Source organism: Salmonella sp. A7, from assembly GCF_020181675.1.
Lineage (GTDB): Bacteria > Pseudomonadota > Gammaproteobacteria > Enterobacterales > Enterobacteriaceae > Salmonella > Salmonella enterica.
In genome coordinates this window covers 677,536-697,050 of sequence record NZ_CP084001.1, presented here as the reverse complement: position 1 = coordinate 697,050, position 19,515 = coordinate 677,536, and the positions used below count along the sequence as shown (strand labels likewise).

The 19,515-nt window shown below is 50.9% G+C and carries 17 protein-coding genes; 8 read left to right on the top strand and 9 right to left on the bottom strand.

The window, feature by feature from the left end; genetic code table 11:
• The first annotated feature begins 45 nt into the window (after window positions 1-45).
• From LCS67_RS03335 to LCS67_RS03300, 8 genes are all read left to right on the top strand, one after another.
• Entirely contained in the window at window positions 46-954 is a 909-nt protein-coding gene (locus LCS67_RS03335; protein ID WP_000649287.1) for a hypothetical protein, read from the top strand.
• 54 nt (window positions 955-1,008) lie between these two features.
• Window positions 1,009-2,061 carry a DUF3828 domain-containing protein gene (locus LCS67_RS03330; protein ID WP_000680458.1) on the top strand — a complete coding sequence of 351 codons (1,053 nt, stop codon included), beginning with the start codon at window positions 1,009-1,011 and terminating at the stop codon, window positions 2,059-2,061.
• Window positions 2,062-2,090: 29 nt separating this feature from the next.
• Window positions 2,091-2,333, top strand: a complete 243-nt coding sequence (gene yqhH, locus LCS67_RS03325) for a lipoprotein YqhH (RefSeq protein WP_229578409.1) — start codon at window positions 2,091-2,093, stop codon at window positions 2,331-2,333.
• Between the two features lie 125 nt (window positions 2,334-2,458).
• Complete coding sequence (locus LCS67_RS03320) at window positions 2,459-4,165, top strand: amidohydrolase (protein ID WP_000214883.1); 1,707 nt, start codon at window positions 2,459-2,461, stop codon at window positions 4,163-4,165.
• On the top strand, window positions 4,162-5,307 hold the full coding sequence (locus tag LCS67_RS03315; protein ID WP_000643576.1) for a hypothetical protein: 1,146 nt from the start codon (window positions 4,162-4,164) through the stop codon (window positions 5,305-5,307). The genes LCS67_RS03320 and LCS67_RS03315 overlap by 4 nt, the downstream gene beginning before the upstream one ends.
• 105 nt (window positions 5,308-5,412) lie before the next feature.
• Window positions 5,413-6,186 (top strand): hypothetical protein, encoded by a 774-nt coding sequence (locus LCS67_RS03310; protein ID WP_223617439.1) that lies wholly within the window; start codon window positions 5,413-5,415, stop codon window positions 6,184-6,186.
• Window positions 6,187-6,325: 139 nt separating this feature from the next.
• Window positions 6,326-6,574 carry an LPP leucine zipper domain-containing protein gene (locus tag LCS67_RS03305; RefSeq protein WP_000823890.1) on the top strand — a complete coding sequence of 83 codons (249 nt, stop codon included), beginning with the start codon at window positions 6,326-6,328 and terminating at the stop codon, window positions 6,572-6,574.
• Between the two features lie 87 nt (window positions 6,575-6,661).
• A complete protein-coding gene (locus tag LCS67_RS03300) occupies window positions 6,662-6,892 on the top strand; it encodes an LPP leucine zipper domain-containing protein (RefSeq protein ID WP_001044026.1) in 231 nt (76 codons plus the stop codon).
• Between the two features lie 37 nt (window positions 6,893-6,929).
• On the opposite strand, the gene LCS67_RS03295 is transcribed toward LCS67_RS03300, so the two are convergent.
• The 9 genes from LCS67_RS03295 to parC all read right to left on the bottom strand — a co-directional run bounded on the left by LCS67_RS03295 (window position 6,930) and on the right by parC (window position 19,437).
• Window positions 6,930-9,149 (bottom strand): YgiQ family radical SAM protein, encoded by a 2,220-nt coding sequence (locus LCS67_RS03295; RefSeq protein WP_001274471.1) that lies wholly within the window; start codon window positions 9,147-9,149, stop codon window positions 6,930-6,932.
• 133 nt (window positions 9,150-9,282) lie between these two features.
• Window positions 9,283-10,170: a YARHG domain-containing protein gene (locus LCS67_RS03290; RefSeq protein ID WP_001613842.1), complete on the bottom strand. Its 888-nt coding sequence runs from the start codon at window positions 10,168-10,170 to the stop codon at window positions 9,283-9,285.
• Window positions 10,171-10,185: 15 nt separating this feature from the next.
• Window positions 10,186-10,704 (bottom strand): DUF4459 domain-containing protein, encoded by a 519-nt coding sequence (locus LCS67_RS03285; RefSeq protein ID WP_225090902.1) that lies wholly within the window; start codon window positions 10,702-10,704, stop codon window positions 10,186-10,188.
• Between the two features lie 64 nt (window positions 10,705-10,768).
• On the bottom strand, window positions 10,769-12,193 hold the full coding sequence (locus LCS67_RS03280) for a hypothetical protein (RefSeq protein ID WP_000384556.1): 1,425 nt from the start codon (window positions 12,191-12,193) through the stop codon (window positions 10,769-10,771).
• Window positions 12,194-12,208: 15 nt separating this feature from the next.
• On the bottom strand, window positions 12,209-13,114 hold the full coding sequence (locus tag LCS67_RS22765; protein WP_306294178.1) for a hypothetical protein: 906 nt from the start codon (window positions 13,112-13,114) through the stop codon (window positions 12,209-12,211).
• Window positions 13,115-14,025: 911 nt separating this feature from the next.
• Window positions 14,026-14,658 (bottom strand): hypothetical protein, encoded by a 633-nt coding sequence (locus LCS67_RS03270; protein ID WP_001613851.1) that lies wholly within the window; start codon window positions 14,656-14,658, stop codon window positions 14,026-14,028.
• A gap of 40 nt (window positions 14,659-14,698) precedes the next feature.
• Window positions 14,699-16,111, bottom strand: a complete 1,413-nt coding sequence (gene ftsP, locus LCS67_RS03265) for a cell division protein FtsP (RefSeq protein WP_000010658.1) — start codon at window positions 16,109-16,111, stop codon at window positions 14,699-14,701.
• Between the two features lie 73 nt (window positions 16,112-16,184).
• Window positions 16,185-16,922, bottom strand: coding sequence for a 1-acylglycerol-3-phosphate O-acyltransferase (plsC, locus tag LCS67_RS03260; protein WP_000965733.1), 738 nt, complete (start codon window positions 16,920-16,922; stop codon window positions 16,185-16,187).
• Window positions 16,923-17,178: 256 nt separating this feature from the next.
• On the bottom strand, window positions 17,179-19,437 hold the full coding sequence (gene parC / locus LCS67_RS03255; protein ID WP_001281857.1) for a DNA topoisomerase IV subunit A: 2,259 nt from the start codon (window positions 19,435-19,437) through the stop codon (window positions 17,179-17,181).
• Window positions 19,438-19,515: the final 78 nt, after the last annotated feature.

The following is a 19,515-nucleotide window of genomic DNA, read 5'->3' as shown; positions in this document are numbered from 1 at the left end:
ACTTGTTAATATTTACAACTCCGCCTCTTCATCAGGGATGTCATCATGAAAGCGTGGTCAACAGGGTTGTTGCCTCTGCTTCTTCTGCTATTTAGTACTGCGGTGTTTGCCGGAGAATCCCCGGCGCAGGCGATTACCCGACTGTATCAGCCGCTGGTGGAAAATAGCGACAAAATATTGTCAGGGGGATTTATCGTCGATTTACGGACGAATGCCAATGTGACAAAGGGAGGTACAACGCCCTGGCTGAGCAATAATCTTCTTTGCCGCTGTCAGGACGAGATGTTTGTCTCCGCCGAATTGATTGATACCACGCCGCTGAATGCCGGACGTATTCATGCTCTGGTACAACTGACGCTTAATAAAGAGAACGTCGGCGCTCATCGCTTGTTAGGGCTAACGCTGGTTCGCGATCGCGACAGCGAACTCTGGTTAGTGGAAGATACCGACGACGGAAGCGAACTCCCCAAAAGTCTGCGCAGTGAAATCCGTGAAGATACGAGGATAAAAAGTACGGCGACAAGTGCTGAACCGGGGAGAGATTCATTCTCCTGGCCGATATCTATGGCGGCCTTGCTGGCCAATCCAGAAAAATACCATCTGCAAAAAATAGTGGTCATCGGCGTCGGAAATATCGAATTTGAAGGTAACGCGCTATTCCTTGATAAAGACGCCTGGTTAAATAACGTTGACGGCAATAGCCTGTGGCTGGATATTGGCTTTCCTAACCCGGTCATTACCCTCGCCAAAGCGCGTCAGCTTAACGGCGATTATGTGATGATCGCGGGAACGTTCGATATGGACATGAACGGCCATTTCGGCGCGTGGCCCGGTGGCATTACCGATATCACACGCTACGGGCGCGTAGCAACGCGGGCGGAAAATGAACGTAAAAGGCAGCAAGATATTAAAGAACTCGAGGCCGAAATGGCTAAACAAAAGAGTAAAAAATAATACCGCTTACAGACTCAGATCGGATGGATTAAACCGGGAATAAGGAAACGCCCAATGAAGCATATATTCCTCTTGCTCAGTTTTTTTTTGACGATTCCCGCGCTGGCGCAAACGCCGCCGTTATCGCCAGAGCAGACGGTCAGACAGATTTACCATAGCTATGAAATAGAATCTGATTCCCTCTATTTTGGTGATACAACGGAAAAATCGCTTATTTCCACGCGGATGAAAAACGTCATTCTCCTGAACGATCGGTTGACCTTACCGGGCGATATTGGCTGGCTGGACTCCGATCCGCTTTGTGGCTGCCAGGAATATGACCACTTGGTTTTGGAAAACATAACCATTCATCAGACGGATGTCTCTCATGCTGACGCCACCGTACAGTTTCGCCCTTTCAAAGACTCTCCGGAAGCCATCACACAAACGCTGAAACTGATCGCCGAAGGCGACCGCTGGCTTATTGACGATATTATCAGCCCGCAAGGCAGTCTCTGGCAGGCAATTAATAGCGAAAACCAGAAAACCCTTGCGTCGCTGCGATCGCTGCAAAGAGAGCGCCCACAACATTTTGTCCGTGAACTTTTCAACCGTCTGGATGATTATAGCTGGCCGTGGACATGGGTTGTTTCCGCACAGTATCGCCAGGCGGTGAATGATTATTCTCAGGCAGCATATAAAAATAATGATATTCCTGCATTTGGCCGCCTTAGCCATTTTGCCTGGCCGTGGCGCTGGACGACGTCATCTGCGTATCGTAACGCCTTTCTTGCCGACGCCCCTATAACCGTCGAATCTGATAACAGTCAGTATATGGAAATGGAAACCGATAAGTTATATTTCTATGATAATCCGATATTTTTTGGCAAAGAATCGCAATTTGCCAGGTTGAATAGCATTCAGGTGATTGCAGAAAATAACGATCGCGCACGTATCCATGTCCGTTTTACGCTGACCGATTCGTCAACGAAAGAGCAGGATTTATTGCTTCACCGCACGCAGGGCCAATGGGAGATTGAAGACTTTATCCGCCCGGATGGCGGAAGCCTGCTAAAAGCAATGCAACAGACCACCCGCCGGCGCTTATCTACTATTTCACCCAAATAAGAGAAAATTAAGGAACAATAAATGAAAAAATTTTTACTGTGGGAACCATTATTCTGGCGACCAGTCTGTTAAGCGGTTGCGTGAATGAAGAAAGAGTTAATCATTTGTCCTCTGATATTCAGACTCTGAATGCCAAAATAGACAGGCTCCAGCGGGATATCAACGCCCTGCGCCCGGAGGTTTATGCGGCCAAAGCCGAGGCCAGTCGTGCGAACACGCGTCTTGATGCGAAGGATTTCTTCGATTGCCTGCGCCTGTATTCAGATTATTAAGCTGTTGCGTTGCTGGCTATCGCACAATAACAGGATATCGCCGGGTTCAGATCCATCCCGATAAACGAAGCGCCGTTTATTACGCTGGTACGGAGATTTCCCGCCAACAAACACAGGAGAAAATGATGACCGTTGCAGATACCGTATTGATTAACGGCAAAGTGGCGACAGTCGATCGTCATTTTCGTTTCACCCGCGCCATCGCGGTGAAAAACGGCTGGATCATCAACGTCGGCGAAGATGAAGAGATAAAAACGCATATCGGCCCCGACACGCAGATTATTGATCTGCAAGGCAAGCTGATTCTGCCCGCCGCCCACGATGCCCATGTGCACATTAGCTGGCTGGCGGCGAGCTGGAAATGCGTTAACTGCAGCACGGCACGCACACTGGAGGCGCTTTTAGCGCTGCTGCGCGAGCGAGCGGCAACTACGCCTCCCGGCCAGTGGATCCACGCCTGCGGCTTCAACCCTGCCATCATCGACAGTAGCCGCCCGCTGACGCGTCATGATATCGACAGCGCGACGCCCAACCACCCTGCCTTTCTGGCCCTCTGGGATGGTCACTCCTGTCTCGTCAACAGCAACGCGCTGGAGATCGTCGGCATCACCCGCGAGACGCAAGATCCCATCGGTGGGTACATTGGTAAAACGCCAGACGGCGAACCGGACGGCAACTTCCTGGATATCCCGGCGCTGCAATTGATTACACAAACCATGCCGCGCCCGACGGTGGAAGAACTAAAAGAAAACATTATCGCGGCCCAGCGCTTTATGAACCGCGAAGGCTATGCCAGCTATACGGAGGGCGCTTTGGGGCCGGGCGAGACGGGCGCCGCTGGCGTATGCGGCATTGCCGCTTACCGCCAGCTACTGGAAGAAAAAAAACTTACGGCGCGCGTCTCTATCGCCTTTTATGCCGCCGATAAAGGCGTTCAGTCTTATGAGATTTTAAAACACACGCTGGACGCCAGCGGGCTACCGGAATTCCCCGATAAAAACTGGCTGAACTGCCACAGCGTGAAGATATTCTGCGACGGCGTGCCGATGTCGCACACGGCGTGGATGAATCAGGATTACGCCGACAGGCCGGGCTGGGCTGGCCGTTCGGTATTTTGCGGCCCAATGGCCAGCGAAGAAGAACAAATTCAGGAGTTCCATAAAATGGCCCTGCTGGCGCATCAGCGCGGCTACCAGTTGGCCGTTCACGCGGTCGGCGATAAAGCGGTAAAGGTCACCATCAACGGCTTCATTAACGCCATTCAAACCTGCCCTGGCCCGCAGCGCCGCCACTATGTGCTGCATGGCTCAATGGGGGATCGCGAAGATTTCGTCAAGGCGGCAAAATACGGCATTATCCTGTCTGAACAACCCTCTCCCGGAGGATCGGCATACGACTACGAGCGCCGGGCGCAGGTCTGCGGAATCAAAGGCGAAATCGGCAAGGGGCTGAAAGATATCATCGACCTTGGCGTTACGGTGGCGGGCGGCTCCGACGGTATTATGGATCTCGTCAACTGGCGGCAAATGGTGCAGGCGGCGGTCACGCGCAAATCGGCATCCAGCGGCAAGATTATCCGGCCAGAGCTGGCGATAAGCGTGGCGGACGGCGTGCGAATGTATACCATCAATGCGGCGTATCAGGAGTTTCAGGAACAGGTTCGCGGCTCTATCGAAGTGGGAAAAGTAGCCGATTTTCAGGGGCTGGACAGGGACATTTTCTCGGTCCCGCATGAGGATATCGGCAATAGCCAGGTGCTGCTGACGATGGTTGACGGCAACATCGTCTGGCAATGCAAGGAACAGGTATTGCAGATAAGGAAAGGCGGATGAAAGCCGGGCGGCGGTGTTTTTTCTTGTTAATACTTTGCGCTTTTAGCCAGGGTGCGCAGTGCAGTGAAACGCTTGCGCAGGCGATTACGCGTATTTACGGCTCCCCACAGGATCGGATGAATTATGACATCTGGCTGCGCGGTGAGATGTTAGAGAACCACCGTACCGCATCCGTCACCAGTAAACCACTTTTTGACACGCTGGCTAATGCGCTGTGTTTTTGCCATAACCCAAACGATATCTCCGTTGAAATACGTCAGGCAAAATCCTTTACCGGTGATAAATTCGCTGAAGCGGAGATTACTCTGAAAGAGAAAAATCACTCGCACTGGCTAACGCTTCAGTTGCATAAACCGCACGATCGCTGGCTGATTGCCGATGTTGATAATATAGATGATCCGCTACCGTCACTGGGGCGACAGCTTCACGATAACACACAATTAAAATTATCAATCGCCCCGCAACTGGCAACCAATAATCAAAAAATCGCAGATGTGACTATTGCAGAATTACTTGCTCATCCAGACGAATACCATAGTAGAAAAGTTCGCGTTCGTGGTCTGGTCCTCACTGGCTTTGAGCGCCACGCTATTTATGGCGATCCACAGCAAGATGGATTATGGCTGGAAAATTTTCTCGTGCCCTATACCGTAAGCCGTAACCACACAGAGGAGTCGATGGTAGTTGAAGGCACCTTTGATATGCGTGTATCCGGACATTTAAGTCAATATCCCGGTGGAATAACAAATATTACCCATTATGAGAAAGTGCAGCCCACAAGGGCGAGTACTGTTACAGATATTTCATTCACCGATCTTCTTCAGCACCCGGATAATTATCATCAGAAAAAAATACGTTTACGCGGATACGTTATTCTCGGTTTTGAACATGCGGCGATTTATGCCAATAAAGATGCAATGCAGAGAGAAAATGGATTTTGGTTGGGAAACTTCGTCACTAATATTCCTCTCGACCTCCAGAAGGACGGAGGATACGAGGTGCTAATTGAAGGCTCTTTTAATAAAGACGAGCATGGTCATATGGGGCTCAGCGCAGGCGAAATAACCGACATCTCTCATTACGAGGCAATAGCGCTACCAGAAAACGTAATTCAGATTAAAAACCAGGGAGCAAAGGAATGAACAACCTCCTGATTTTAAATAGCAATAATATTTTCTCTACCGGGTTTATCGTCGATTTACGCAGTAATGCAAATGTCACTACAAGACGGCAGCCTGCTGGCGCAAATGCGCGCGGTAATCACCCGCATAGAAAGGAGTAAAAATATGTATCGTTCACTTTGCCCAATCTGCCGTGTAAACCGGCTAATGACGCCTCACGAAGTGTGCGACGTCTGTTTTAATAAGATAAAGAGGCGCTGGGTTCATTCCCGTCAATTCTGGGAGAACGATTTAGGAGAGAGCGAAGCACAACGGCGCGGCCACAGAGAAACCAGTGTAACGCAAGAGCAACATAAACATAACGTTGATTTTCGCATCAACAGCGAAATAGAACGCTGGAAAATCCGCACATCCCCCAAGTTAACCGCCGTCAGCGTAGCCATAGACATTATTGATGGCACGGGCGAGGCAATAATGGATTGCGGCGCAGAAAGTGAATTAGCCTGGCATTTACAGCGGCTTAATTTCGTCAGCGATTGTATCGACCGGCTTAATGACGATCTTTTTCTCCCGGCAAGCCGAGAGCAGCTCAACAACTGTAAGAAAATGGCCTTCGATTTCTGGCGTCAGAAAGACCCTGATGGCAATCTGCGTGAAATATCTCAATATATCCGTCATGTCACTGACGATAAACACCGTGCAAAATGGGATGCTAAAACGCTATTAGGCATGATGGCTTCAGACGTAGACGATCTGGATTTTATGTGGACACAATTTATTGAAAGCGCTGTGGCCTGCGTAGAAGATGAGTTCAGCACTGCAACATGGATGATGTTATTTGATAAACACTTTTCGGCTGAGATCCAGCAATGGGCCATATCAACAGAAGAGTCGTGGTGAGCTGTATTTTTAACCAAACTGTTATGAAGTGGTGATTATGCTCATTTCAGGTATGGTGTCCGGCGCAATAATGGGAGCGATGATAACGTATTTGCCGGGGTTACGAAAAGTGATGCGTGATAATAAACAGGATTAACAAATGAAACGGAAAAATTTAACACCAATACTCATCACCATTATGCTAAGTGGTTGCGCCAATCATGAAAAAATCGATAGGCTAGCTCGCGATATTCAGACATTGCAGGCCAGAGTTGCACAGGTGGAACAGGATATTAATGCGCTACGCCCAGAGGTTATCGCGGCAAGCACGGCGGCGGCACAAGCCAATTTGCGCCTTGATGCTGTCTGCATGCAGCCTGGTAGCCCTTGTTACCATCCACGTTTGTAGGCTGATAAGCGCAGCGCCATCAGGTTATTTTTAAACAAGATGCAGGCTTAGAAAAACTTAGCCCGGAATAAACCACAAGGAAGAAAAATGAATAAAACCATAATATTAATTTCGCTAACATTGTGTCTTAGCGGCTGTTCCAATAACGCAAAAATTGAACAGCTGGATCAAAATATTCAGGCATTAAATAGCAAAATTAATCAACTTCAACAGGATATTAATGCCCTGCGCCCGGAAATTCAGGCAGCAAAAGACGAAGCGGCAAGAGCAAATTACCGGATAGACGATCGTAACAGCCCATTCTCACCAAGATTATAAATCTCCCGGCAGCATTAACGCTGCCGGGATAACCTTCTTAACGACTTGCTGACGTTTTAGCGCGCTTTTTCGCACCTGCATTCACAGGACGAGATGGCGCAACCGGTGCTTTCTTTGCTCCCGCAGGCGTCTGCCGCTGATGTTCCACCGGCGTATGCTTGGTCAACGCCGGGCGCGTGTTGCGGTTCTGGCGACGCGCTTCGCGCATCTCTTCAATGGTCGGCGCAGGCACCAGACACTCACGGCGACCGCCAATCAAATGCTTTTTCCCCATCGCTTCCAGCGCCTGGCGAATCAGCGGCCAGTTCGCCGGATCGTGATAACGCAGCAGCGCCTTATGCAGGCGACGTTGCCTGTCTCCCTTCGGCACCACCACATCTTCACTCTTATAACCAATTTTACCCAGCGGGTTTTTGCCGGTGTAATACATGGTGGTCGAATTCGCCAACGGCGACGGATAGAAGTTCTGCACCTGATCCAAACGGAAGCGGTGGCGCTTGAGCCACAGCGCCAGATTCACCATATCCTCGTCCCGCGTGCCCGGATGCGCGGAGATAAAATACGGGATCAGATACTGCTCTTTTCCGGCCTGTTTAGAGTAAAGGTCAAATAACTCTTTAAAGCGATCGTAGCTGCCCATACCCGGCTTCATCATTTTCGACAGCGGACCTTCTTCAGTATGCTCCGGGGCAATCTTCAGATAGCCGCCCACATGATGGCTCGCCAGCTCTTTAATGTAGCGAGGATCTTCTACGGCGATGTCGTAGCGCACGCCGGAGGCAATTAAGATTTTCTTAATGCCTTTTAGCTCACGGGCGCGGCGATAAAGATTGATCGTCGGCGTATGGTCAGTATCCATATGCGGACAGATATCCGGATAGACGCACGACAGGCGACGACAGGTCTGCTCCGCACGCGGCGACTTACAGCGCAGCATATACATGTTCGCGGTAGGACCGCCCAGATCGGAGATCACGCCGGTAAACCCCGGCACCGTGTCGCGGATCGCTTCGATCTCGTTGATGATAGAGTCTTCCGAGCGGCTCTGAATGATGCGCCCTTCATGTTCAGTGATCGAGCAGAAAGAGCAGCCGCCAAAGCAGCCACGCATGATATTGATCGAAAAGCGGATCATCTCATAGGCCGGAATACGGGCATTGCCGTAAGCCGGGTGCGGCACACGCTGATACGGCAGCGCAAACACGCTATCCATCTCTTCAGTGGAGAGCGGTATGGCGGGCGGGTTGATCCAAACATAGCGGTCGCCGTGTTTTTGCATCAGCGCCCGCGCGCAGCCAGGGTTAGTTTCGTGATGCAGAATACGCGACGCATGGGCGTACAGCACCTTGTCGCCTTTCACCTTTTCAAAGGATGGCAGCAGGATATAGGTTTTTTCCCACGGCTTCGGACGCGGCGGCTGCACGGTAATCGCCTTAGCTTCCTGCTTTTTCGGCGCGACCGGCTTGTTATCCGCGCACGGCAGATCCTCGCCATAGGGATGGGGAATTGGATCGATTTTACCCGGCGTGTCCAGACGAGTGGAGTCGACGCCGCTCCAGCCAGGCAGAGCTTCTTTAACCATAATCGCAGTGTTACGCACGTCGCGAATCTGATCGATGGTTTCGCCCATTGCCAAACGGTGCGCCACTTCCACCAGCGGACGCTCGCCGTTGCCAAACATCAGCATGTCGGCTTTGGAATCGACTAACACTGAACGACGCACAGTATCAGACCAGTAGTCGTAATGCGCGGTACGACGCAGACTGGCCTCAATGCCGCCGAGGATCACCGGGACGTCTTTCCATGCTTCTTTGCAACGCTGGGTATAGACCAGCGTCGCGCGATCCGGGCGCTTGCCCGCGACGTTGTCCGGGGTGTAGGCGTCGTCATGGCGCAGCTTACGGTCGGCGGTGTAGCGGTTGATCATCGAGTCCATATTGCCGGCGGTCACGCCGAAGAACAGGTTCGGTTTACCCAGACGCATAAAGTCGTCTTTGCTGTTCCAGTCCGGCTGGGCGATGATCCCCACGCGGAAGCCCTGCGCTTCCAGCATACGACCGCAAATCGCCATGCCGAAGCTCGGATGGTCGACATAGGCGTCGCCGGTTACCAGAATGATGTCGCAGCTATCCCAGCCAAGTTGATCCATCTCTTCACGTGACATCGGCAAAAACGGCGCCGGCCCAAAGCAGGCGGCCCAGTACTGCGGCCAGGAGAAAAGGTCGCGATCCGGTTGGATCAGGGAGATAGCGCTCATAATGCTTCCAAAAAATTGGCAAAAAAATAATCAAAGGTCGGGGATTATAAGCCGGAATGGAAGAGAAATCGAATTGATTGGTGAGGCAGCACTCTGTAGCGGGGCCGATTGCCTGCCCCGCCGGTTATCGTACTTATGGACGAGCAGGCATATCTGCTACTTTGATAATAGGATTTTGTTCTTCGAGCAAATTCAACAGTACCGGCGTGACATGATACATGGATTCTGCAATCATGACTTTCCCTCGCAGGGTGATTCTCTCCCCTATAAACCGTTGATAATAATTGTATTTTTCAGGAGGAAGAATGAGCTGGACATAGCGATCCCAGTCAGGTTGGTCCATCATGGCCCCTGCCACACACTGAAGGTTTATTGTTTTTAATTCGAGATCTTTATCCGAGTGTTGGCCTTGGTTATCTTCAATGACGTGCTCGCGTTTGACCATCATACCTTCCAGTTCAATCGTGTCACCCTCTTTGTTGCAGGAAGAATCAAAGTTCACATAAGTGAGAACATATTTCCCTTTCTTTTCATCAAACTCAAAAGTGGAATTGTAATAAATACCTAAAGGTTCGCTGTATAAAAAGGAGTAGCGCTTATAGCTCTCGATATCGCGTTGACAGTTTCCGCCGCCATTGATCATTAAGTCTCTGTATTTTTGCCATACTTTTTCTAAATTGATTGGCTGATCTGCGCCAGTCGTAAGGTATTCTGCCGTATTGTCCATGACATATTTGATATTATTCGCTTTCAGCGCCTCACAAAAATCGGTTGTGTTCTGAATATACAGCGCCTTTTTACGCTGTGACTCAGGAGAAAGCAGCTCTTTGAGGAGTTTGATATTACGATGCTCTGTCTTGGTAATTAGGTAATCAACGTTCGCATAGCGTGGGCGATACCACGGCTGCTGTCGGAAGTACCGATCCATCTCACCGCCCGGTCTGAAAATATAACCGTGGCGAGCATAAATCTCATTAAGCATAATTTTAAGATCGGCTATCGAGGTTGCCCTGGTTTGCACGCTTCTTACAGGAAGCTAGGTCCGCGAGGCTTCAGGAAATCGGCCTTCCAGCGTGATGTGCTCTATCTGCGGTGCGAAAGCAAGATAGCTGCCGTAATCCATCAGCGTTCCCTTTGTCCCCATAGGAATGAGCCCTTTTCTTTTAGGCGTCACGAGAAAATCGATACAGCGCATATGTTCACTTCCAGTAATCACCGAATGATCATTCTCTTGTTCAAAAAACTGGATGTCACACCACGGCGCGCCATACATCGTAGAAAAATCGTCAGGAACCACGCGCTGCCATTTTCGAACGTCGGGCAACTCAGCGTAAAATCCGAGCCACTCATCTGCAGTGGCGGTATAATCATCGTTTTCGCTGCCATAAAAGGGTTCGCGACTGTCACCGAAAAAGGTAAAGTCATTTAGTGTGTAGTCTGTGACCTTGCCCTGAAAATAGATTTTTTTATTTTCGAACTCAGGGCGGGATTTTAGTTCCGCATTAGCTGAGAAGATAAACAGGCACACAAATATAAATAAAAAACATTTTTTCATTATTTACCACTCCCTGTATTTCTATTAACAATCAATGTAATTTCAATTATCAGAGCACGGCATATCAGTCTAAATCGGCGCACTGCTGTGCTAATTTTATACGCGCATTGGTACGCCGCGTATCTTCTGGTGGATACACCTTATCGATCATTGCGTTAAGCTTGTTACAGTCCAACCAAGCCATCCGGTAGGCAGTCATCAGGCTATGTATTTCATCCTGGTAATCAAGGCTGGCTACAATAAGGGCTTCCGGCAACGCCGTATGTTGCTGTTGCATACTTTGCAGTATCCCCGCCAGAATATCCGGCGGCAGCGCGTCCTCTTTCGAGGCTGTATGCAATGTGCGTGAAATCAGGAAATTCCAGCCGTCCGTCAACTTATCCTGAGGGATGTGCTGCCAGTTCAGCATCTGCCCTTTCACCAACGCACGCAGCGTCTCGCCATCCGCATCACTAAACAGCGACGCCAGCAGATTTTTATTCGGATAAAGTGATTGTCCCAGCACCTGCGGCGTCAGTTTTATCTGGGCAAGCAGCGCTTTAGTTTGCCCCTGCAACAAGAAATAATATGCGCGATACAGCGGATTTTGCGCTTCACGCCGCTGCCAGAAAAAGGCCAGAGTCTCTTTATCCTGAAGCTGTATCGCCCCCGAATAGGCTTCATCGGTGAGGAGATCGGGCATGACCCGTAGTAGAACGTCGGCCATCTCAAAAAAAGTCTGGCGAAATCCCTCAGGCTTAAAATGGGGCGTGGGGAGATATTCCAACGGATTTTGCTGCCGTACGATGGTGCGATTTGCCTGCGCCTGCTGAGAGTCGCCCGTGAGCTGCTCGCTAAAAATACGCACCGCAGTGATATTGCCACTCTCAAAAGCTGCAAAAAATGGCGCATTGACGAAATAGCCATCTTCCCGCGAAACACTAAAAGGCGATGCCACACGTGCAGTCAGAGCGCGCAAGTTTTTTTCTGATATGCCTGGCGCTTTTACCGCCTGAACCAGTGTCTGTTCCAACATACTGTTATCATGAATGCTCTCTAACTGGTCCAAGTCGCCTGCCTGAACCTGCCTGAGCAACTGCGCAATATTTTGCTGTTGCCATTGATGGCTAATAGCACGCCACAGCTCCGGCATCACCGGGCACAGCACCCCAATGAACACAATATGGCACAGTAGCCATGCGGGCCACGGCTTGCGCAGCCAGGTTCCCAGCAGCAGCGCGGGCAGCAAGCCCGCCCAACTCAGAATCGGCAACAGGAGCATCAACATCCATACCGTGCCTGTTTGGCTCAACAACTGGGTGTACTGCAACGTGAGTAACAGCAATACCACGACTGCCCACTGTGGTAGTAATACCCACAGCAAAATCTGTCGGCTGCGTTTTTTGGAAAACATCAGGATCAGCAGTGATGCCACCGCAGCGGCATACCCCCACGGTAGAATACAAAACATCAGCAGTTCAGAGCCAAGCCATCGATTAATATAATCCATTTACTATTCCTTTAGTCACTTCGCGACTGGACATAGCGCATTCAGCCGTTGCCGCGTATCGTTTCGTGCTTGTTCGCCCCCCGCCACTGAAGCATTCAACGCCTCACGCAATTGCTCACAGGAAAGCCCAGCCTGTAAAAAAGCGGCAGGAAACGTCGGTGTCCAGGGAAGATAGTGGGCGATTTGCTCGTTGGATAACGCTTTCTGCGCTTGCATCGCCTTAATGATCTGTATCAGCAATGCGTTCTCTAACGCTCCACCACGCAGTCGCAATATGGCCTGATGCAGAGGCTCATTATTTCCGTCTTCCATTGCTCGTTTCCAGTCCACTACGTTTGCATCAATAAGCGACTGAATCATTACCAGATTGCCATTGCTCAGTATGAAAGTGAGCAGGTTTTCACGATCCCACCTCTCAATCGGCGGTGTGATCAATATTTCTGGATTATGGGTTACCTCGCTTATTAGCGTTTCCGTTTTGGCTAACAACACCATCGCTTCGAGCCTGCGCAGAGGAATAGTGGGCGGATGTTTCTGCCAAAAATAAGCAACCAACTCGGTGTTACGTTGGATAATGGGATAAATATAGACAGCATCATTCAACAGTTCTGGCATAATATTCAGCAATAAATGACTAATTTCTAGCCTGTACTGCTCGCGATACTGTGATATATAGTTAGATTTATAAAGCGTCAGCAGTGGATTTTCTTTACGAGCGACAATGTTGCGATTCTCTCTGGCGGAAAATGTCTCGCCCACCAGTTGCTGGCTAAAAAAGCGTACTATCGGTACGTTATGTTGGCGAAGAGCGGTAACAAATGGCGTATAAAGAAATTCGGCATTCGGGATCGCCGCTTTAGGGCAAGATTCTGCCGCTGTCAAAAATGGCGAAATACCTCGTATTTTAGCCAGATAACGCAATAAATTTTCCGGTGTATCGCGGTGTTCTGCAGCCAGCGTCAAAACACTTGCCAATTGATAACAAGAGGCATCCTGCAAAACCTGAACATCCCCCTTCGCGCGCTCAAACAGTCGGGTAATTTTATAGTTATTCCAGTCTTCACCAATGTGATGCCATAATCGCGGGCCGTCCATCACATAAACGAAAACGAACAAAAAAATAGTATGGGACACGATAGTTCCCAGAATAAAAAATGGAGACTCTCGACTAGAAAAAATAGCAATTATTATCGAGGGCATCAATCCTAATATCAATAAATATACGATATAAATATTTTTTGAATCGATCCAGAATAATCCTCCCCACAATATACAAACAACGCTCACCTGCGGAAGAACAACACGCAAGAAAACCCGCCGATAGCGCAAAGAATCAAATGCGCCGACAATTAACCTCAATAATACGACGCCATAAATCCCCCACGCGCTCATCAATATTACTGAGTCCCACATCATCCACGCAAATGATTCAACCATAAAGCATCCTTACTTTCCATGCTCACTACCGAATTCAAATCTCTCGTTTCTATTTTCTGATAACACAGCGAGCTAAACGCACTAATAACTATAGCCAATACGATGATTGTATATATTGCCCAGCACGGTGGATATTATCATCAACAACAAACTCCATCCGTTTCCAAAATTCATTATTGCCCGTTATTTTTTCTGATGATAAAACACATCGAATTCAAACTGCCATGAGAAAGGTTTCGGTTTGTTGCTATTATCAAAGGCAACGGCTTGCGCATACAGTTCGTCCGTCAATAATTCCGGCACGACGCTAATCAAACTGGTACAAATATCTCGCGCCAAAAGTTATTGTTGCAGAAAAATTTGTTCGTCAGCCATACTATCATTAAAAATACGATTCAGTAGGTCCAATAATGGATTGTTTTGTAAGAGCTGATGCCGATATTGCTTTGCCTGTACAGAATCGCCAATAAACCAGGAGGCAAACGCCCCAACGGCAGGGCGATTAAGCCGGTCGATGGCCAAAACCAACCAAATTTTTTCAGCTCCGTCCGCAATATCAAAAGGGGAAATGCGTTTTGCGACTGCATTGCTTGCGACATCAAATGATTTAAAAAAGCGCGGTCATCGGTCGTATCGATTTTTTGTAACAGCGTTTCTTCCGCCGCCTGCTGTGCCCGATAGGCATCGCGCCGATGATGCCTCTCGAGAATATCCCCTATGTGCGCTAACAACAGCAGCAATACGACCGCATGGCACCCGGCCCAAAGGTGGTGTGGTTGGCGTAATCGGTGGCTAAACAGTAGCGCCAGCAATAAACTAAGCCCCAGTATCCACCCTGCGCCAATCGGGAAGAAAAGCGTTTCATCACCCGCAGCAAACCATAGCAAAAGAACCAGCGTAATCTGTGGCAAAGCAATCCACAGCAACACGCGACGAGGCGTTTGGAACAAAAAAGCCAGGCAAATAACAATGAAGAACAGAATAAGATAGCCGCTGCAGTAAACATCCAGAACGTCAGCAGCCGCCATCCCTCCTCACTGATTCTCATCGAATATCACTGGTCCGCCTTTACGACGCAGGATTCACCAGCATTTGCCCAATCGAGCCGCGGTCAGCCATTTCCAGCGTCTGGCTATTGAAATAGAACGGGAAGTGCGGCCAGGACGGCTGACCGTAGTAGACCAGCAGTTCGACTTGCCCATCCACCCAGACGGTATCTTTCCAGCCTCTATCTTCCGGGAACGGCATAGCGCCGTTGACGTTACGAATCAGGAAAGAGACGCCCTCAATATGGAACGACTGCGGCATATCGGCGCGTACCGTCCAGCGCTCCCAGGTGCCTTGTTGGGCGGTAATATCAATGCGATTCACATCCCACAGTTGGCCGTTAATCCCCGGATCGTCGCCAAGACTGATGTCCCGACTGCGGACAGGCGCGCCGCTCATGATCTCCGTCGGCAACAGACGCATCGGCAGATTATCGGTCACCAGCGGCAGCAATCCGGTTGGCCGTAACGTCAGCACCAGGGTAGAAACCAGAATACTGGAAGGCTCAAAGAAACCGCGAATCCGATCGACTATGCTGGCCGCCTCCCCGCAGGTGATCGAGACTTCGTCGCCGTTGGTCATATCAACCAGGATTTCACGTCGCTCGCCGGGCGCCAGTGACAACTGTTTGACGGAAACCGGCGCAGGTAAAAAGCCCTGATCGCCTGAAATCACATGCAGCGCCCGGCCATCGCTCATCTGAAGCTGATAGCGCCGCGAGTTCGAGGCGTTCAACAACCGTAACCGCACCCAGCCGCGGGACACTTCGACATAGGGGCTTTGCGCGCCGTTCACCAGCAGCGTATCGCCGACAAAACCACCGCTTCCCGGTTCGCTGTACTCCGGCGTCCCAAAGTTATCCAGCCGTTTATCCTGGATAATGACGGGAAAATCATCCACGCCGTAATGGTTCGGAATGGGCAGCGTTTTACTGATGTCGTCTTCGACCAGCCACATTCCGGCCAGGCCGTTATACACCTGCTGCGCGGTACGGTTAGGCGTGTTAGCGTGATACCACAGCGTCGCGGCGCTCTGACGAATCGGCAACACCGGCGCCCAGTCCGCGTTCGGCGACATCATACGCGCCGGGCCACCCATCAGCGGCCCCGGCACCAGTAAACCAGCAACCGTCATGGAGACATTTTCCGCCAGGCGGTTGCTATAGATGAGTTTAACGTCATCGCCTTTCCAGACGCGGATTGTCGGCCCCAGATAACGACCGTTCACTCCCCAGACCGGTGCGCGCGTGCCTTGCGTAAAGGACCAGTGCGCTCGCTGTAGCGTCATAAACAACGGCTGCCCGCGACGGGACTCCAGCAACGGCGGAACAGGCAACGGCTGTTGCTGACCGGCAGCATTCGCCCTGAGGGGAATCGCGCCTGCACATAGTGCGATTCCCGATGCCTGAAGAAACTGACGCCGACTGAATGACATATAAGCTCCATGTAAAACAGGCTAAAGAGTTGTGCCTGAAAAAATGATTTCTACAATAACAGAGTAAGGCTGCTTAAACCTTACCGGTCGCTTCACGTTCCGCAACCTCTTTATCAAGTTCCGCGATTTTTTGCTCCATTAACGCACGGCAGTGGGCCGCCAGCTCGCGAACCTGATCTTTACCATATTCGCTGACGTCGACTGGCGGCAGCATTTCCACAATAACCAGTCCGTTGTTCAGGCGGTTTAGATTGACTTTGTTAGAGGTGTTGGAAACGCAGACAGGAATGATCGGCACACCAGCCGCGATAGCCGCATGAAACGCGCCGGTTTTAAACGGCAGCAGACCGCGTCCCCGGCTACGCGTACCTTCAGGGAACATCCAGATAGAAATACGGCGCTTTTTAAAATGGTTAACCACTGCCGCAATGGTGCTATGCGCTTTGGCGCGGTTATTACGGTCAATCAACAGATTACCGGTCAGCCAGTACAGTTGCCCAAAAAACGGGATCCAAAGCAGGCTTTTTTTCCCCACCGTCACCGTTGGCGGCTGCACAATATTCGACGCCGTGACCATATCATAATTATTCTGGTGGTTAGCGATATAGATAGCATTGCCATAGCTTTCCGCGTCGGCGGGTTTGCGGCACTCCACTTTCAGGCCAAACAGCGGGGCCAGACGACCGAACATATGTCCAAACGTCGCCACGTGTTTTGGGTTACGTGGGCTGAAAAGGCAGTAAATAGAACCGAAAACACAGACCAGAATGGAGTAAATAACGGTAACAATAAGACGAAAAATATATAGCATAACAACCTCTGAAGGCCTAAGAGCCCGGCATTCTACGTCACCTGAAATTCAGGTTAGGATTTTGGTAAGTGTGGCTCTCTGGAAAAACGTATTGTTAATCGCAATGCACGAATAAACAACGGTTTTACGGGAAATTTTAATGTTAATCCGATCTGAAACCGTAGGCCGGATAAGACGCTACTGCGTCGTCATCCGGCAACGGCAGAGCGCTGGATGGCGGCTTAAATGCCTTGTCCGGCCTACGGGTGCCCCTGTCTTACTCTTCGCTGTCGCCATGACTTACGCGATGCGGTGAATCAATCTCAATGCGATCGATACGCTGCAGGCCGCGCATTAATGTGCCACGGCGTCCGCGTTCGCCGACCACCTTTTGTAACTCTTCAGGGCGCAGTTTGATTTTGCGCTTCCCGACATGGATAGTCAGAGTGCTTTGTGGCGGCAGCACGTACAGGTGCGCCAGTCCATCATCGCCTTTCGCCGCTTCCGCAGAGGGGATATTAATGATCTTATTCCCTTTGCCTTTCGACAGCTGCGGCAGAGAGTCAACCGGGAACATCAACATCCGTCCGGCCTGGGTAATCGCCAGCAGCATATCGTGCTCGTCTTCAATCACCAGCGGCGGCATGACGTGCGCATTTTCCGGCAGTGTAATCAACGCTTTACCGGCACGGTTACGGGCAACCAGATCGTTAAACGTACAAACGAAGCCATAGCCCGCATCCGACGCCATCAGCAGTTTCTGGTCATCGCCTTCCATCAGCATATGCTCTACGGTCGCCCCCGGCGGCAGCGTGAGTTTGCCGGTCAGCGGCTCGCCCTGCCCACGCGCCGACGGAAGCGTAATGGGATCAATAGCATAGCTGCGCCCGGTGGTATCAATAAACACCACCGGTTGATTGCTCTTACCTTTCACCGCGGCTTTAAAGCTGTCGCCCGCTTTATAGTTAAGCCCCGGCGCATCAATATCATGACCTTTGGCGCTGCGCACCCAGCCCATCTGCGACAGCACGATAGTCACCGGTTCGGACGGCAGCATATCGTGTTCGCTCATCGCTTTAGCTTCTTCGCGCTCACGCAGCGGAGAACGGCGATCGTCGCCATAGGCATCGGAATCTGCCTGTAGCTCTTTTTTCAGCAAGGTATTCATTTTGCGTTCGGACGCGAGAATGCCCTGCAACTGGTCCCGCTCTTTTTCCAGCTCGTCCTGCTCGCCGCGAATTTTCATCTCTTCCAGTTTGGCGAGATGACGCAGTTTCAGTTCGAGAATCGCTTCCGCCTGGGTTTCGCTGATGCCGAAACGCGACATCAGCGCGGGTTTCGGCTCATCCTCGTTACGGATAATCTCAATCACTTCATCGATGTTGAGAAACGCCACCAGCAAACCTTCGAGGATATGCAGGCGCTTAAGCACTTTCTCCAGACGATAGTTCAGACGACGACGCACCGTGTCGCGGCGGAACACCAGCCACTCGGTGAGGATCTCCAGCAGGTTTTTCACCGCCGGACGACCATCCAGACCGATCATGTTCAGGTTAATACGGTAGCTTTTTTCCAGATCGGTGGTGGCGAACAGATGGTTCATCACCTGTTCCATATCCACACGGTTGGAGCGCGGGACAATCACTAAACGCGTCGGGTTTTCGTGATCCGATTCATCGCGCAGATCGTCTACCATCGGCAGTTTTTTATTACGCATCTGCGCAGCAATCTGCTCCAGCACTTTCGCGCCAGAGACCTGATGCGGCAGCGCGGAAATTACCACGGCGCCGTCTTCTTTGGTCCATACCGCGCGCATACGCACGGAGCCACGCCCGTTTTCGTAAATTTTACGAATTTCCGCACGTGGGGTAATGATCTCCGCTTCGGTCGGGTAATCCGGCCCCTGGACGATATCCAGCAACTGATCCAGCGTCGTTTTCGGCTGCTCAATCAGCGTAATCGCCGCTTTCGCCACTTCGCGCAGGTTGTGCGGCGGGATATCTGTTGCCATGCCCACCGCTATACCGGTGGTGCCGTTCAGCAGGATGTTCGGCAGACGCGCCGGTAACATTTTCGGTTCCTGCATCGTGCCGTCGAAGTTTGGCACCCAGTCCGCCGTCCCCTGACCGAGTTCGCTTAGCAGCAGCTCGGCGTATTTGGACAGGCGAGATTCGGTATAACGCATTGCCGCGAATGACTTCGGATCATCCGGCGCGCCCCAGTTCCCCTGCCCGTCGACCAGCGGGTAACGGTAAGAGAACGGCTGCGCCATCAGCACCATGGCTTCATAGCAGGCGCTGTCGCCGTGCGGATGATACTTACCCAGTACGTCACCGACGGTACGGGCGGATTTTTTAAATTTAGCGCTGGCGTTCAGCCCCAGCTCTGACATCGCATAGACGATGCGGCGCTGTACCGGCTTCAGGCCGTCGCCAATAAACGGCAACGCACGATCCATGATCACGTACATGGAGTAGTTTAAGTAGGCGTTTTCCGTAAATTCATGTAGCGCAAGGCGCTCTGCCATATCGCTCATTAACAGGGGATCCTCAATCTGCATGCTGACCGTTCGGACGGCAATATTGCCGCAGATAATACCCTATCTCACGGTCTG